This window comes from Arthrobacter mangrovi (genome assembly GCF_026011795.1).
GTDB lineage: Bacteria > Actinomycetota > Actinomycetes > Actinomycetales > Micrococcaceae > Crystallibacter > Crystallibacter mangrovi.
In genome coordinates this window covers 31,681-46,637 of sequence record NZ_BRVS01000005.1, presented here as the reverse complement: position 1 = coordinate 46,637, position 14,957 = coordinate 31,681, and the positions used below count along the sequence as shown (strand labels likewise).

At 69.1% G+C, this 14,957-nt stretch carries 14 protein-coding genes; 11 read left to right on the top strand and 3 right to left on the bottom strand.

Features of this window, described 5'->3' with window-relative positions:
• Positions 1-10: 10 nt before the first annotated feature.
• Positions 11-1,294 carry an AI-2E family transporter gene (locus tag AHIS1636_RS06215; protein WP_264794956.1) on the bottom strand — a complete coding sequence of 428 codons (1,284 nt, stop codon included), beginning with the start codon at positions 1,292-1,294 and terminating at the stop codon, positions 11-13.
• A gap of 238 nt (positions 1,295-1,532) precedes the next feature.
• Between AHIS1636_RS06215 and AHIS1636_RS06210 the strand changes: the two genes are divergently transcribed.
• The 7 genes from AHIS1636_RS06210 to AHIS1636_RS06180 all read left to right on the top strand — a co-directional run bounded on the left by AHIS1636_RS06210 (position 1,533) and on the right by AHIS1636_RS06180 (position 10,084).
• Entirely contained in the window at positions 1,533-3,224 is a 1,692-nt protein-coding gene (locus tag AHIS1636_RS06210; RefSeq protein ID WP_264794955.1) for a DUF8094 domain-containing protein, read from the top strand.
• Between the two features lie 56 nt (positions 3,225-3,280).
• Complete coding sequence (locus tag AHIS1636_RS06205; RefSeq protein ID WP_264794954.1) at positions 3,281-4,243, top strand: tetratricopeptide repeat protein; 963 nt, start codon at positions 3,281-3,283, stop codon at positions 4,241-4,243.
• A 1-nt stretch (position 4,244) separates the two neighbouring features.
• Positions 4,245-5,345, top strand: coding sequence for an NADH:flavin oxidoreductase/NADH oxidase (locus AHIS1636_RS06200; RefSeq protein ID WP_264794953.1), 1,101 nt, complete (start codon positions 4,245-4,247; stop codon positions 5,343-5,345).
• Positions 5,346-5,393: 48 nt separating this feature from the next.
• A complete protein-coding gene (locus tag AHIS1636_RS06195) occupies positions 5,394-6,290 on the top strand; it encodes an ABC transporter ATP-binding protein (protein ID WP_264794952.1) in 897 nt (298 codons plus the stop codon).
• Positions 6,272-7,843: a transporter gene (locus tag AHIS1636_RS06190; protein ID WP_264794951.1), complete on the top strand. Its 1,572-nt coding sequence runs from the start codon at positions 6,272-6,274 to the stop codon at positions 7,841-7,843. Before AHIS1636_RS06195 ends, AHIS1636_RS06190 begins: the two co-directional genes overlap by 19 nt.
• A 34-nt stretch (positions 7,844-7,877) precedes the next feature.
• Entirely contained in the window at positions 7,878-8,189 is a 312-nt protein-coding gene (locus AHIS1636_RS06185) for a DUF3039 domain-containing protein (RefSeq protein WP_264794950.1), read from the top strand.
• A 110-nt stretch (positions 8,190-8,299) separates the two neighbouring features.
• Complete coding sequence (locus tag AHIS1636_RS06180) at positions 8,300-10,084, top strand: DEAD/DEAH box helicase (RefSeq protein WP_264794949.1); 1,785 nt, start codon at positions 8,300-8,302, stop codon at positions 10,082-10,084.
• Positions 10,085-10,097: 13 nt separating this feature from the next.
• Here the strand turns inward: AHIS1636_RS06180 and AHIS1636_RS06175 are convergent, their stop codons facing one another.
• Positions 10,098-10,718, bottom strand: a complete 621-nt coding sequence (locus AHIS1636_RS06175) for an isochorismatase family protein (RefSeq protein ID WP_264794948.1) — start codon at positions 10,716-10,718, stop codon at positions 10,098-10,100.
• Positions 10,715-12,046, bottom strand: a complete 1,332-nt coding sequence (locus AHIS1636_RS06170; RefSeq protein ID WP_264794947.1) for a nicotinate phosphoribosyltransferase — start codon at positions 12,044-12,046, stop codon at positions 10,715-10,717. Before AHIS1636_RS06170 ends, AHIS1636_RS06175 begins: the two co-directional genes overlap by 4 nt.
• An 87-nt stretch (positions 12,047-12,133) precedes the next feature.
• On the opposite strand from AHIS1636_RS06170, the gene clpS reads away from it, so the two are divergent.
• The 4 genes from clpS (at position 12,134) to AHIS1636_RS06150 (ending at position 14,955) form a co-directional block, all read left to right on the top strand.
• The gene (gene clpS, locus AHIS1636_RS06165) at positions 12,134-12,487 is read left to right on the top strand and encodes an ATP-dependent Clp protease adapter ClpS (RefSeq protein ID WP_264794946.1); all 354 of its coding nucleotides are present in this window, start codon (positions 12,134-12,136) and stop codon (positions 12,485-12,487) included.
• A 2-nt stretch (positions 12,488-12,489) separates the two neighbouring features.
• Complete coding sequence (locus AHIS1636_RS06160) at positions 12,490-13,065, top strand: DUF2017 domain-containing protein (RefSeq protein ID WP_264794945.1); 576 nt, start codon at positions 12,490-12,492, stop codon at positions 13,063-13,065.
• 127 nt (positions 13,066-13,192) lie between these two features.
• Positions 13,193-14,164: a glutamate racemase gene (murI, locus tag AHIS1636_RS06155; RefSeq protein WP_264794944.1), complete on the top strand. Its 972-nt coding sequence runs from the start codon at positions 13,193-13,195 to the stop codon at positions 14,162-14,164.
• Complete coding sequence (locus AHIS1636_RS06150; protein WP_264794943.1) at positions 14,161-14,955, top strand: MBL fold metallo-hydrolase; 795 nt, start codon at positions 14,161-14,163, stop codon at positions 14,953-14,955. Before murI ends, AHIS1636_RS06150 begins: the two co-directional genes overlap by 4 nt.
• Positions 14,956-14,957 lie beyond the last annotated feature (2 nt).

The window sequence follows — 14,957 nt, the reverse complement described above, 5'->3', positions numbered from 1 at the left end:
GCCGCGGGCCTTAGCGCCGGTCCTGCCGGACAATCACCACTTCCTTCAGCAGGAGCATGACCGCGGCGGCGGCCGGAATGGCCATCAGCGCGCCCAGCACGCCCATCAGCGTGCCGCCGGCGATGACGGCGATCACCGCGACGGCCCCGGGTACGGCTACCGCGCGCTGCATAATCCGCGGCGACACGAAGTACGCCTCGAACTGCAGGTAGGCGAAGTAGATCACGGCGAACAGCGTGGCGGTCTGCCAGCTCACGGTCAGCGCCACCAGCGAGACCATGACGCCGGCGATCATTGCGCCGACCAGCGGGATGAAAGCCAGCAGTGCGACCAGGAACGCCAGCAGCACCGCGAAGGGGACACCTGCGATGTTCATGGCGATGAAGGCCACGGTGGCATTGATCAGCGCGACGCAGGCCTGCCCGATCACGTAGCTGCCCACGCTGCCCGTAATCTCCTCGGCGAGGGACTGCACCCGCTTGCGGCGGGACCGCGGCGCGAGCCGGTACGCCCAGATCTTCAGGGCCGGCAGCGAGGCCAGGAAATACAGGGTCAGCACGAGGACAATCAGGACCCCGAAGGCACCCTGCAGGACGGCGCTGCCGACGCCGAGCACCCCGCCGAAGATGCCGGTCACGGCCTCGGAGTTGGCGAAGAACTTGGCTACTTCCTCCTCCACGCGGCTGCGGACCTGGAACTGCTGGTCGATGGACTGGAAGAAGGCGGAATTCAGGAAGTTGTCGGCGTACTCCGGCCCGTTGGCCACGATCTGTGCCGTCTGGTTCACGATCGTGGGGATGAGGGTGGCAAAGAATGCGGCCAGCGCACCCGCGAGGGCCAGAACGACGGCGACGACGCCCGCCGGCCGCGGCAGGCCCTTGTTTTCCAGCCAGCGCACGATCGGATCGAGGCCCAGCGCGATGAAGAGCGCCGCCGCGATCCATCCCAGCAGCTGGCCGATGTTGGAGAGGATGAAATACAGCAGCAGTGCCAGGCCTACGCCGACGGTGCCCATGAAGCCGAAGTGGATGGGGTGGCGGGCGGCCCCCTGGGTTCCGACCATGGCCGCCACGGCCTTCTCGTCCTCCAGGGTCAGTGCCTCGGGCGGCATCTCGAACCGGACGCGCGGCTGGGCCCGCGGGAAGGACGCACCGAGCCGGCCGAGGGCGTGCAGGACGGACCGGTGGCCGCCCGGGCCCGGCGCTGCGGAAGCTTCCGGCCCGGCGGCGCCTGCGGGCGTGCCGCCCTCGCCCGGCTCCTGCGGTTCGGCAGGTCGTTCCTCGTGCTCCGTCAAGCGAATGCCCTGTTCAGTCGGCCCCGTGGCTGCGGGAAGATCGTTGTGGATGAGACTATCGGCGTCCCCGTCGCTCCCGGTGGACGGTACAGCCGACAACGCACTCTAACAGGCGATTCGTTACCATTGGGTTATAAACACCGACCTCCCGGCCTGCAGCAGCCGGCCGGCGCGCGGCACTGCCCGCGGCCGAGTTGGTGGCCAGGTCCGCTTCCCGTGACAAACGTTAGGTTTTTTTGTGCGTTCGAAGACTGCCATCGCCCTGATCGCAGCCGGCCTCGTGGCCATCTTGCTGGGCATCGGGTTCCGCACCATCTGGGCCCCGCCCGAGACACTCTCGGCCAGCTACCCGGCCGGAGATTCGACGGCTCCGGTGACGGTGATCGAACCGGCAGTCTTCGGCGTCCACGATGAGCGCGTGGACATCTCCGTGGAGGCCGACGGCGAATTCCTCCTTGCGGTAGGACGCGCGGGCGACGTCGATGCCTGGGTCGGCAAAGCCGCCCATAACTCCATCACCGGCGTCGACGGAGGCCAGCTGCAGGCCGAAACCGTCAAGGGCGATGCCGAGGTGCCGAACCCCGCCGGATCGGACCTGTGGGTCAGCGAGGAAACGGCCGAGGGCCAGGCAGACCACCGCTGGATCGCGCCTGCGGACGGCGAGTGGTCCATCCTCCTGGCGGCCGACGGCAAGCAGCCTGCCCCGACCGCCGTTACGGTCAGCTGGCCGAACGACAACAGTGCGCCCTGGGGAATCGTCCTGGTCATCGTCGGCGCGCTGCTGGTGGTGCTGGGCCTGGCGCTCGCGGCACTCGCACGGCGGGGCGGACCCGGACTCGATGGGGGCCAACCGGCCGATCGGGGCGCGGCTGCCGAAGCCTCCGGTTCCACGGCTTCCGGCACGGCGGAGGGCGAGCCGACGCGCGGCGGCCTCCGGCTACGCATGGCAGACTCCGTTCGTCCGGTGCTGGCCGTCGCTGCCGCCGGCCTCCTTGCCACCACCGCACTGCCGGCCTATGCGGGCGGGACGGCCGCCCCGAAGGAATCCGGCGGTTCGTACCCCGTGCTCCTGGACGGGCAGCTCAACCGGATCCTGGACTCGGTGGAGGCCGCGGTGACCGCCGGCGACTCCGCCCGGGATGCCAAGGAACTGGCCCCGCGGGTCGGCGGTTCCGCGCTGACGCTGCGCAAGGCGAACTATACGGTGCGGGCCGAAAACCCCGACGTGGCAGCGCCCGCCCCGGTGTCGGCCGAGCCGCTGAAGACTGCCATGGTGGGAACCACCGCCGCCTGGCCGCGCACCGCCGTCGCCGTCACCCAGGGCAAGGAGAACCCGGTGCCGCAGGTCATCGTGCTCTCGCAGGCCGGGCCGCGGGAGAACTACAAGATGGTCGAGGCCGTGCAGATGCTGCCCGGCACCACCTTCCCGCAGGTCGCGAGCGAAGGCGGGGGAACCCCGGCCGTTGCCGCGGACTCCGCGGAGGGCCTGCTCCATGCGCCGCAGCAGGCGCTCGAAGTGCTGGCCGCCAACCTCAACAGCGGCAAGAACCAGGACAAGGTCGGCAAGAACACCTTCGCCGAGCAGATCCGCGCCTTCCAGGACTCGCAGGTCAAGGCAAACAAGAACGCGGACATCACCTTCAGCCGCAAGGTGGAGCCGGACTCGGTGCGGGCGCTGAAAACGGCCGACGGCGGTGCGATGGTTTTCGGCTACATCCGCAACGTGATGAGCAGCGTACCGGCCGAGGCCGGCGCCACCGTCGAGCTCTCCGACGAGTTCGCCGCGCTGGCGGGGAAGAGCTCCACGACGTCGGGCGTGGATGTCACGTATGGCGAATCGGTGGCGGTCTACGTCCCGCCGGCCGGGGCCAAGGAGCCCATCTCGGTCATCGGGGTGGCGCAGGACCTCGTGGACGCCAAGCTCAAGTAAAGCCAAGCCGGGCGGCGGATTCCTTCCGCCGCCCGCGATCGTACTAGGGTGATGTCATGACCACTCCAGCTTCAGGGCGGGGCCCTGCGCCAGCATCCGTCAACCTCCGCGGGGCCGTGGATCTGTCGTCGCTTAAGCGGCCGCAGGCTCCGGCTGCGGCTCCGGGACAGGGCGGTCCGGGCCAGCCGGAGGGACCAGCCGAAGGGCGTCCGGCCTACATCGTGGACGTCAACCAGGAGAGCTTTTCGGCCCTGGTCCAGCTCTCGGCGCAGGTCCCCGTCATCGTTGAACTGACCGCACCGTGGAGCGACCAGGCACAGCAGCTGTCGGCTGCCACGGAGAAGGTCGCCGCCGAGTACGCCGGCCGGTTCGTGCTGGGCCGCGTGGACGTGGACGCGAACCCGCAGATCGGCCAGGCGTTCCAGCTGCAAAGCGTCCCGGCAGCGGTGGCGCTGCTCAAGGGGCAGCCCATTCCGCTCTTCCAGGGAGCCGCCAGCGAAGAGGAACTGCGGTCCTTCGTCGCCGAACTGCTCAAGGTTGCCGAGGCGAACGGCGTCACCGGCACCGCGCCCTCGGCGGACGGGGAACCCCAGGAAGAACCGCCGCTGCCGCCGCTCCACCAGGAGGCCTTCGACGCCATTGAGGCCGGCGACTATGCGGCCGCAGCCGCGGCCTACCGCAAGGCCCTGGCCGAGTCGCCCGCGGACCATGACGCCCGCAGCGGCCTCGCGCAGGTGGAACTGATGCAGCGGCTGGAGAAGGCGGACGCCACCGCGATCCGCGAGGCCGCTGCCTCGGCGGCGGACGACGTGGCGGCGCAGCTGGCCGTCGCGGACCTCGACGTTGCCGGCGGCCATGTCGAAGACGCGTTTGCCCGGCTCGTGAAGTTCGTCGGCCTGCATTCCGGCGAGGACAGGGAGGCCGCCCGGGCACGGCTGGTGGAACTGTTCGAAGTGGTCGGCACGTCGGACCCCCGGGTCTCGAAGGCACGCCAGGCGCTGGCCCGGGCCCTGTTCTAAAATGCCTTCGCAGCTGTTCAGCCCCCTCGCGCTGCGCGGCCTCACGCTGGCCCACCGGGGCTGGGTCGCACCCATGTGCCAGTATTCGGTGCGCGGCGCCGACGAGCCCGGAACACCGAATGACTGGCATCTGGTGCACTTGGGCCAGTTTGCCGCAGGGGGAGCGGCCCTCATCCTGACGGAGGCCACTGCGGTCAGCGCCGCCGGCCGGATCAGCCCGCGTGACACGGGCATCTGGACGGACGGGCAGGCCGAGTGCTGGAGCAGGATCACGGATTTCGTGCACCGCAACGGTCCCGGCGGGACGAAGATCGGAATCCAGCTCGCCCATGCCGGCCGCAAGGCGTCGACTTACTGGCCCTTCGCGGCGGAGAGCGGCAGCGTTCCGGCGGCCCAGGGCGGCTGGCAGACGGTGGGGGCCACCGCGGAGCCTTTCGGTCCGCTCGCCGCTCCGCAGGAGCTCGACGAGGCGGGCATCGCCGGCGTTATCCACGACTTCCGGGCCGCCGCCGCCCGGGCGGCCTGGGCCGGGTTCGACACGATCGAGCTGCACGCGGCCCACGGCTACCTGCTCCACCAGTTCCTGAGTCCGCTCGTGAACACGCGAAGTGACGGGTGGGGCGGTTCCGCGGCCAACCGGAGCCGCTTGCTGCTGGCCGTGGTGGAGGCCGTGCGCAGCGTCATCCCGGACCGGATGCCGCTGCTGCTGCGGGTTTCGGCCTCGGACTGGGCCCGGGGAGGGCTGGAACCGGAGGAGGTCGCGGCCATCGTGCAGGCGGCGGGGGAACGGGGCGTGGACCTGGTCGACGTCTCCAGCGGCGGGGCCGTACCCGGTGTGCAGATTCCGCTGGAACCCGGTTACCAGGTGCCTTTCGCCGCCCGGATCCGCCGTGCAACCGGGCTTCCCGTGGGGGCCGTGGGACTGATTTCGAAGACCAGCCATGCCGAACAGATCGTTGCCGACGGCGATGCCGACGCGGTCCTGCTGGCCCGCGCCGCCCTCCGCGATCCGCATTGGTGGCTGCGCGCCGCCGTAGACCTCGGGGTGGACCTGCCATGGGCCCCGCAGTATGAACGCGCCGCCGTGAGGACGGATTTTTAGTCCTGGCGGATGATGCGGCCGCGGGCGGCCGATTGCTAGTTTGGCCTCATGACTTCGCCCGACTTTGTCCAGCCCGCCGGCCCAGGGCCGCAGGACCCCTTGCCTGACGCCGCCCGGCGCGGCGATGCACGCACCGCCGTCGGCCTCACCGGCACCATCGGCGGCGCCGGCCCGCACCGGCCGCAGCCTGCTGCCCCCGCGCTGGCGCTGCGCGGCCTGGCCAAGCGTTTCGGCGGGAAGATCGCGGTGAACGGCATCAACCTTGACGTGCCGGCGGGTTCCTTCTACGGCCTCGTCGGTCCGAACGGCGCCGGAAAGACCACCACGTTGTCCATGGCAACGGGCATGCTGCGTCCGGACTATGGGCAGGTGTGGGTCCACGGGACCGACGTCTGGGCACAGCCGCTGGCCGCCAAGCAACTGATGGGCGTCCTGCCGGACGGCGTGCGGCTCTTCGACCGGCTCACCGGCGAACAGCTGGTGACCTACGCCGGCCTGCTGCGCGGGATGGACCGCGCCACCGTTGCTTCCCGCGTCGCGGATCTGCTGCGCGCACTGGACCTCGCCGGCGACGCCGGGACGCTGGTCGTCGACTATTCGGCCGGCATGACGAAGAAGATCGCGCTCGCTTCAGCCCTGATCCATGCGCCGAGGCTGCTGGTCCTGGACGAACCGTTCGAAGCGGTCGACCCGGTTTCCGCCGCGAACATCCGCGACATCCTCCACGATTATGTTGCCTCCGGCGGCACGGTCATCGTCTCCAGCCACGTGATGGACCTGGTGCAGCGCATGTGCGACCACGTGGCCGTCATCGCGCAGGGCAACGTCCTGGCGGCCGGAACGGTGGACGAGGTCCGTGACGGCGCCAGCCTGGAGGACCGCTTCGTCCAGTTGGTCGGCGGCCGCGGCCGGTCGGAAGGACTGTCGTGGTTGCGCACCTCCTAAGGCTCAAACTCACCCTGCTGCGCAACGGATTCAAGCGCAGCCCCTGGCAGCTGGTCGGCGTCATCCTTGGCGCGCTGTACGCCGTGGGTGTGCTCGGCATGCTGCTGGTGGGGCTGGTCTTCCTGGGCAGCGGCGAACCGGACATGGCCAGGACGGCCATCATCCTTGCCGGGGCCGCTGTCTTCCTTGGCTGGGCGCTGATTCCGATGGTGGCCACCGGCGTGGACATGACGCTCGACCCCGCCCGTTTCGTGCCGTTCGCGATCCCGATGCCGCAGTTGCTTGCAGGGCTGGCCCTGGGCGGTCTGATCGGCATTCCAGGAGCCGTCACGCTGCTCGCCTCGCTGGGCCAGGCCGCGGCGTGGTGGCAGCACCCGGCGGCGATGATTGCCGCGGTGGTCTGCGCCCCCGTAGCGGCCCTGACCGCCGTCGTGCTTTCGCGCCTGACGACCTCGGCCTCGACCACGCTGGCAAGCTCCCGCCGGTTCAAGGACCTCAGCGGCGTGATCGGCATCATTCCCCTGATGCTGCTCGGCCCGATCATCATCGGCATCACGGAGGGGCTGGAGAGCTCGCAGGACTTCCTGCCGGCCCTGGCGGAAACGCTGGCGTGGACACCGCTGGGCAGCATCTGGGCGGCCCCGGGGGACATCGCCGTCGGCCAATGGGGCACCGCGGCGGCACGTTTCGGGATCGGCGCCGCCTTCCTGGCGCTCATTGCCTGGCTGTGGAAGCTCAGCCTCGCCCGGGCGCTGGTGACGCCTCCCTACAATGCGGTGACCCGCCGCGGGGCCGGCAGGCTTGGCTGGTTCTCCCGGTTCCCCGCCACGCCGACAGGGGCAGTGGCGGCGCGGGCGCTGACCTACTGGTTCAAGGATCCGCGCTACGGGGCTTCCCTGATCTCCATCCCGCTGATTCCCGTGGTGATGGCTTTCGCGTTCGCGCCCGCGGGAGATTTCGGCTTCATGCTGTGGCTCGGGCCCATCATGGCCTTCCTGCTCTCGTTCGCGATTTCGGCGGACATTTCCTACGACAACACGGCCTTCGCCCTCCACGTCACCTCCGGCGTCAGCGGAAGGGCGGACCGGGCCGGCCGGGTCATTGCCTGCGCGGCGTTCGCGCTGCCCGTGACCCTGGTTTTTGCCGTGGCCCCGTTCTTTTTCCTCGGCTCCTGGCAGCTGCTTCCGGCCACGCTGGGGCTGTCGCTGGGGGTGCTGCTCAGCGGCCTGGGGCTGTCCAGCGTAGTGTCCGCCCGGTACACCTACAACGTGCCACTGCCGGGGGAGAGCCCCTTCAAGACGCCCCCGGGGTCCGCCGCGCGGATGATGATCGTGCAGATGCTGGGCATGCTGGTGCTGGTCCTGATCGCCCTGCCGGAAGCCGCCCTGGCCCTGGCGGCCATGGTGACCGGCGCCCCGCTGTTCAGTTGGCTCGCGCTGGCGGTGGGGCTGGTGCTCGGCACGGCCCTGCTGGTGATCGGCGTGCGGGCCGGCGGCGCGTGGTACGACAGGCGCGCGCCGGAACTGCTGCAGGCCGTCGCGATCAACCGGTGAGCCGCCTGGCGGGACGAGCGGCTAAGATGGTTCCATGACTTTGCCCCCTGATCCTTTCGAAAACGACCCGTACCGCCAGCCCCAGGGGCCGGGCGGTTCGACCGCGACGATTGAACGGGAAGAGCAGCGCGAAGAGCTCGAACCGGGCGACCGGGAGCGGTTTGCCCATTACGTGCGCAAGGAAAAGATCATGGAGTCCGCGCTCTCGGGGGAACCCGTGATCGCGCTCTGCGGTAAGGTATGGGTTCCCGGCCGGGACCCCAACAAGTTCCCCGTCTGCCCGGAATGCAAGGAGATCTACGAAGGCCTCCGCCCGGGCAAGGATGACTCCGGAAACGGCAAGTAGCATCTGACACGCCTCCGGCCAGCCGGCTGACCCGCCGGCTGGCCGTGTTTTTGCCGTGCCCGCATGCCGCAAACGATCAATCAACCGCACTGCAAGGAGCTTTCGCCCAGATGAGCCAGGAGACGACTCTTTTCGGTTCCGGCCCGGCGCTGCCTCCGGCGTACCCGGAACGCGCGGCGTGGGGAACCGCACCCAAACTGCGCCAGTGGCAGGCCGAGGCGCTGGAAAAATACTTCACCCTGGCACCCCGGGACTTCCTCGCCGTCGCCACCCCGGGCGCCGGCAAGACCACGTTCGCCCTCCGCGTGGCCACCGAACTGGTGGAGCGCGGCACGGTCAACCGGATCGTCGTCGTCGCCCCCACGGACCACCTCAAGCGCCAGTGGGCCGATGCGGCCGCCCGCGTTGGACTGTCCATCGACCCCAACTTCAAGAACTCCGACGGCCAGCACGGCAAGGACTTCATCGGCGTCGCGGTCACCTACGCCCAGGTGGCCATGAAGCCGATGCTGCACCGCGCCAAGACGGAGGCGGCCCGGACCCTGGTGATCCTCGACGAGATCCACCACGGCGGCGACGCGCTCAGCTGGGGCGACGGAATCCGGGAGGCGTTCGATCCGGCCGCCCGGCGGCTGGCGCTCACCGGAACGCCGTTCCGTTCGGACACCGCCGCCATCCCCTTCGTGGAGTATGCCGAGGACCGGGACGGCATCCGCCGCTCCAAGGCGGACTACACCTACGGCTACGGCAACGCACTGAGGGACCACGTGGTGCGCCCGGTGATCTTCATGGCCTATTCCGGCCAGATGCGCTGGCGGACCAGCGCCGGAGACGAATTCTCGGCGTCGTTGGGCGAAGCCGCCGTCACCAAGGACATCACCGCCCAGGCGTGGCGGACGGCGCTGAACCCGCAGGGCCAGTGGATCCCCTCGGTGCTGGCGGCCGCGGACAAGCGCCTCACGGAGGTGCGCCGCGCCGTTCCAGACGCCGGCGGCCTGGTCATCGCCACGGACCACGAGGACGCGCGTGCCTATGCCGGCCAGCTGAAACGCATCACGGGTGAATCGCCCACGGTGATCCTCTCCGACGATGCCGGCGCTTCCGAAAAGATCGAGGAGTTCTCCGCCGGGGAAACGCGCTGGATGGTCGCGGTGCGCATGGTCTCCGAAGGCGTGGACGTCCCGCGCCTTTCCGTCGGCGTCTATGCGACGTCGACGGCGACACCGCTGTTCTTCGCCCAGGCCATCGGCCGCTTCGTCCGGGCCCGGAAGCGCGGCGAGACCGCATCCGTGTTCCTGCCGTCCGTGCCGAACCTGATGGAGCTGGCCAACCAGATGGAGCTGGAGCGCGACCACGCGCTGGACCGGCCGGACAAGGACAACGACGAGGGCTTCATCCCCGAAGAGGCCCTGATGGAGCAGGCCAACCGCGAGGATAAGGCCTCCGACGAGCTCACCCGGCAGAAGTTCGAGGCGCTTGAATCGCAGGCCTCCTTTGACCGCGTACTCTTCGACGGCGGCGAATTCGGCACCGGCGGCGAGCTCGGCTCGGAAGACGAACTCGATTTCCTTGGCATTCCGGGCCTCCTGGATGCCGAGCAGGTCGGCCAGCTGCTGCGGCAGCGCCAGCAGGAGCAGCAGTCGCGCAAGCGCCGCCAAGGTTCAGCCGCTCCGGCTCCCGAACCCCACGTCGTCGACCACCGCCAGCTGACCGACCTGCGCAACCAGCTGGCCAAGAACGTGTCCGCCTGGTCGGCCCGCTCCGGCATGCCGCACGGCGTAGTGCATTCGGAACTGCGCCGGATCTGCGGCGGTCCTGCGGTGGCCCAGGCGAACGAGGAGCAGCTGAACAAGCGCCTGAAGAAACTCCAGGACTGGTTCATCGGCCGCAAGTAACGCGGCCGGGCCGTCAGTCCTGGAGGACCTCGACCCCGTTGTCCTCCAGCTCGGCGATGGTCGCGGCGACGCGCTCGGTATTGATGCCCGCCGTCAGCGGCAGCAGCACCGAGGTGGTGTAGCCGGCCTGCACCGCGTCCAGCGCGGTGGCCCGGACGCAGTAGTCCGTCGCGATTCCCGCGATGACCACTTCGTCGACGTCGTTCTGCCGCAGCCAGTCGTCCAGGGAAATCACGTCTTCGGCCGCATCGGCGTCCTCGTCGTCCAGGTCGCCCGTGGCCACTTCGTCCTCCGGCGCCAGCACGCCCTCGAAGCCTGAGTAGGCGGCCTCGAAGGCGCCCTTGCGAAAGTACGCGTCGATCGGCTCGGTGTCCAGCTCGGGGTGCAGCTGGGCCCCCTTGGACCCGGCCACGCAGTGCTTCGGCCAGCTGTCGACGAAGTCCGGATTGTCGGAGAAATGGCTGCCCGGATCCACGTGCCAGTCCTGCGTGGCGACCACGAAGTCGTACCCTGCGGCGTTGTTCTCCAGGTGCTCGCTGAGGTCCGCGGCGACCTGCGCCCCGCCCTCGACGCCCAGCGCCCCTCCCTCGCAGAAGTCGTTCTGCACATCAACTATGACCAGTGCCCGTGTCATGCCTGCTCCTCGAATTCCGTGGGGATAACTGCTTCGCCGCGCTGCAGCCTGCGGTGGGTGCCGGGCAGCTCCGCGAGCGAGAGCCGATGCCGTTCGGCGGCGCGCCGGACGGCCTCCGCGCCGGTGAAGCCCGGCAGCAGCTCGCCGTTCTTGACGAACTGCTCCAGCAGCGGCCGGTCATTGCTGTCGCTGTCGGGGCGGTGGCCGATGCCGATGACTTCCGCGCTGGCGACGCCGCGATCGTCCAGCCGGCGCAGCGCGTACTTGCGGCCGCCCTTGGAGATCTTGTTCTTGGCCGCCTTGGCCACCGGGACCTGGATACCGTCGTCGTTCTCCCGGCTCACCAGTTTGTACACCATGCTCGCGGTCGGGGCACCGGAACCGGTGACGAGCTCGGTGCCGACCCCGTAGGAGTCCACCGGCGCCGAGGCCAGCGCGGCGATGGCGTATTCGTCCAGGTCCGACGTGACCGTGATGTGCGTGTTGTGGTTGCCCAGGTCGTCGAGCAGCCGGCGCACCCACTGCGCCTGGGTCACGAGGTCGCCCGAATCCAGCCGGACGCCGCCGAGGTCCGGCCCGGCGAGTTCGACGGCGGTGCGCACCGCGGTTTCGACGTCGTACGTGTCCACCAGGAGGGTGGTGCCGTGTCCCAGCGATGCGAGCTGGGCGGCGAAGGCGTCGCGTTCGCTGTCATGCAGCAGGGTGAAGGAATGGGCGGCGGTGCCCACGGTCCTGATCCCGTAGCGGTACCCGGCCTCCAGGTTGGACGTGCTGGTGAAGCCGCCGATTATCGCGGCCCGGGCGGCCGCCACGGCCGATTCCTCCTGGGTGCGGCGCGAGCCCATTTCGATGCAGGGCCGCTCGCCGGCCGCGGTCGTCATCCGGGAGGCCGCCGAGGCGATGGCACAGTCGTGGTTGAGGATCGAAAGGATGTATGTTTCGAGCACGCAAGCTTCGGCGAAGCTGGATTCGACGGTGAGGATGGGGGAGTAGGGGAAGTACGCCTCGCCCTCGGCGTAACCGTAGATATCGCCGCTGAACCGGAAGTCCGCCAGCCAGTCGATGGTCGGGGTGTCCACGACCTTGGTCCTGGCAAGGAAGTCCAGCTGGTCGGCGCTGAACGTGAAGTTGCGGATCCCCTCCAGGATGCGGCCGGTGCCAGCCACCACGCCGTACCGCCGGCCGTCCGGCAGCCGCCGGGCGAAAGCCTCGAAAACCGAACGACGGCGGGCGGCGCCCGAACGCAGCGCGGCCTGCAGCATGGTCAGCTCGTAATGGTCGGTGTAGAGGGACGTCGCGGGCGGAACCCAGCCTGTTTCGGTACTCACAGATCAAACTCTAATCAAGCTGCAGCGCTCTGAGTACCCGGGCGCCGAACAGGCAGCGGCGCAGGTCCTGCGCCTACAATGGAATTCATGTCATCAACAATTGAGCTGGTTCCAGCGCTGTCCGGGGTAGTGGGAAACACCGTTGTTGACGTCGAAGCGGAAACCGGGCGGGACACCTTCCTGCGCGAGGACACAGCCACCGATGTGCCGTGGGTCGTCCTCGTCTGGAACGATCCGGTCAACCTCATGAGCTACGTCAGCTACGTTTTCCAGAGCTACTTCGGCTATCCGGAGTCCAAGGCGAACACGCTGATGCTGCAGGTGCACCAGGAGGGCAAGTCTGTGGTTGCCACGGGCACGCGCGAGAAGGCAGAGCGGGATACGCAGGCCATGCATTCGTTCGGACTCTGGGCCACGTTCCAGAAGGCGAACCAGGCATAGGCATGGCAAAGGCATTCAGGAACACGCGCAAGGGAATCACCGGCGAGCTTGAGCGGGCCGAACGGGACCTGATCCGGCGGCTCTTCGACGACGTCATCAGCATGCTCGAGCCCGCGGACCGGGCGGACGAGGACCCGCTGGCGGCGCTTGTCGGGCTGGATGCCACGGCGTCGAAGCCCGAGGACAGCGCGTTGCTGCGGCTCCTTCCGGACGGAATCAAGGATAACGACGGCGAATCCCTGGAGTTCCGCCGCTTCACCGAGCGTTCGCTCCGCGAGGACAAGGTGGCCGCCCTGCGGGCCGGAGCCCTGCTGCTGGAGCAGAACCCCCTGCAGCTGACCCCGGAACAGGCGCAGCTGCTGGGCCGGGCCATCAACGACGTCCGCCTGGTGCTGGCCGACCGGCTCGACATCGAGACGGACGAAGACGCCCAGGCGCTGCACGAGATCGACGACTGGTCCCAGGCCGAAGACCTGCAGACCTACCTGGCCCTGGTCTACAACTTCCTGACCTGGCTGCAGGAGTCGCTGATGCAGTCGCTGCTGGCCGGCCTGCACCACCCCGGATCGCGGGCCTAGGATGCTCCCGGTGCCGCCGCGGAGCAGCGCAGGCCCCGTTACCCGGGGAAACAAGCGTGTGAATTGGCTTACACGGAACGCCTTCGGGTTCTGCAACTCCGGACGCAGGAACTATTCTCGATAGATCATGAGTCCGGATGTCAGTGCAGCTTCGCGAACGATTCAACCTTCTGCCCCGATCGGCATTTTCGACTCGGGCGTGGGAGGCTTGACCGTTGCCCGCGCGGTCATAGACCAGCTGCCGCACGAGTCGATCCTGTACGTCGGGGACACCGCGAACGGCCCCTACGGCCCCCTGCCCATCGCCGAGGTCAGGGCGAACGCGCTCGGCGTCATGGACGAACTCGTGGATTCCGGCGTCAAGCTGCTGGTGATCGCCTGCAACTCGGCCTCGGCCGCCGTGCTGCGCGACGCACGGGAACGGTACACCGCCCGCTACGGCATCCCGGTGATCGAGGTCATCCAGCCTGCGGTCCGGCGTGCCGTCGCCTCCACCCGCAGCGGCCGGATCGGCGTCATCGGCACCTCGGCCACGGTGGGGTCGCGGGCCTACGAAGACACCTTCGCCGCGGCGCCGCACCTCGACGTGACCTCGGTCGCGTGTCCGCGGTTCGTCGAGTACGTCGAGGCCGGCGTGACCGCGGGCGACGAGCTGCTGGGCACGGCACAGGAATACCTCGCGCCGCTGCAGGATGCCGGCATCGATACCTTGGTCCTCGGCTGCACGCACTACCCGCTGCTGACCGGGGTCATCTCCTACGTCATGGGCGACGGCGTCACGCTCGTCTCCAGCGCGGAAGAGACGGCGAAGGACGTGTACCGTGCACTGGTACGCCACGGCCTGCTCCAGCAGGACGGGATCCCGCCGCAGCACCACTTCATCGCCACCGGCGACGCTGGCCAGTTCGAGGTGCTCGCCCGGCGCTTCCTCGGTCCCGAGGTGCGGACCGTCGAACACGTGGACCACGTTTCCGCCCAGTACCCCACCGGGGCCATCGCTCGGATCACCGACGAGATGATCGCCGCCGCCCGCGCCGATTCAGCCCTGGCCGGCACCGGCCGAGTGGCCGGCGGCGGGCCGGCAGGGGAGCGCGGATGAACCTCACCGTAATCGGCTGCAGCGGTTCCTTCCCTGGTCCGCTGTCTCCGGCGTCCTGCTATCTGGTCACAGCGTACGACGGCGAGCGGACCTGGCGGATCCTGCTGGACCTTGGCAACGGCGCCCTCGGCACCGCCCAGCGGTACATGGACTTGGAGGACATCGACGCGATCTTCCTGAGCCACCTGCACCCGGACCACTGCATGGACCTGTGCGGCCTGCACGTTGCGGTGCGCTGGAACCCCGACGGCTGGCCGAAGGGCCGCATTCCGGTGTGGGGCCCGGCCGATACGGCGCTGCGCATGGCCACTGCCTACGGCCTCGACCCCGATCCGGGAATGACCGAGGAATTCGAGTTCCACCACTGGGCCGACCGCGAAAGCGTCAAGCTCGGCCCGTTCGCGATCACCCCGTACCCCGTCCGGCACCCGGTGGACGAGGCCTACGCCATGCGCATTGAAGCGACCGAGCCGGGCTCCGGCGGCCCGGTGACCCGGGTGCTGACCTACTCAGGAGACACGGACGCCTGCGACGCGCTGGTCGAGGCGGCGCGCGGCTCGGACATGTTCCTGTGCGAAGCCGCATTCCATGAGGGACGCGACGACGCGATCGAGGGCGTCCACCTCACCGGCAAGCGAGCCGGTGCCACCGCCACCGAAGCCTCGGTGCGGCGGCTGCTGCTGACGCACCTGCCGCCCTGGAACGATTCGGTGCGGACGGTCGAGGAAGCCCGTGAGAGCTATACAGGCGACCTCGCGGTGGCCGTGGCAGGCGTCAGCTACATCATCTAGCC

Excerpts from the sequence above, each read along its gene's own strand:
- AHIS1636_RS06150 (WP_264794943.1), top strand. The coding sequence starts at position 14,161 with ATGAACCTCACCGTAATCGGCTGCAGCGGTTCCTTCCCTGGTCCGCTG.
- AHIS1636_RS06160 (WP_264794945.1), top strand. The coding sequence starts at position 12,490 with ATGGCAAAGGCATTCAGGAACACGCGCAAGGGAATCACCGGCGAGCTT.
- AHIS1636_RS06205 (WP_264794954.1), top strand. The coding sequence starts at position 3,281 with ATGACCACTCCAGCTTCAGGGCGGGGCCCTGCGCCAGCATCCGTCAAC.
- AHIS1636_RS06175 (WP_264794948.1), bottom strand. The coding sequence starts at position 10,718 with ATGACACGGGCACTGGTCATAGTTGATGTGCAGAACGACTTCTGCGAG.
- clpS (WP_264794946.1), top strand. The coding sequence starts at position 12,134 with ATGTCATCAACAATTGAGCTGGTTCCAGCGCTGTCCGGGGTAGTGGGA.
- AHIS1636_RS06185 (WP_264794950.1), top strand. The coding sequence starts at position 7,878 with ATGACTTTGCCCCCTGATCCTTTCGAAAACGACCCGTACCGCCAGCCC.
- AHIS1636_RS06180 (WP_264794949.1), top strand. The coding sequence starts at position 8,300 with ATGAGCCAGGAGACGACTCTTTTCGGTTCCGGCCCGGCGCTGCCTCCG.
- AHIS1636_RS06195 (WP_264794952.1), top strand. The coding sequence starts at position 5,394 with ATGACTTCGCCCGACTTTGTCCAGCCCGCCGGCCCAGGGCCGCAGGAC.
- AHIS1636_RS06200 (WP_264794953.1), top strand. The coding sequence starts at position 4,245 with ATGCCTTCGCAGCTGTTCAGCCCCCTCGCGCTGCGCGGCCTCACGCTG.
- murI (WP_264794944.1), top strand. The coding sequence starts at position 13,193 with ATGAGTCCGGATGTCAGTGCAGCTTCGCGAACGATTCAACCTTCTGCC.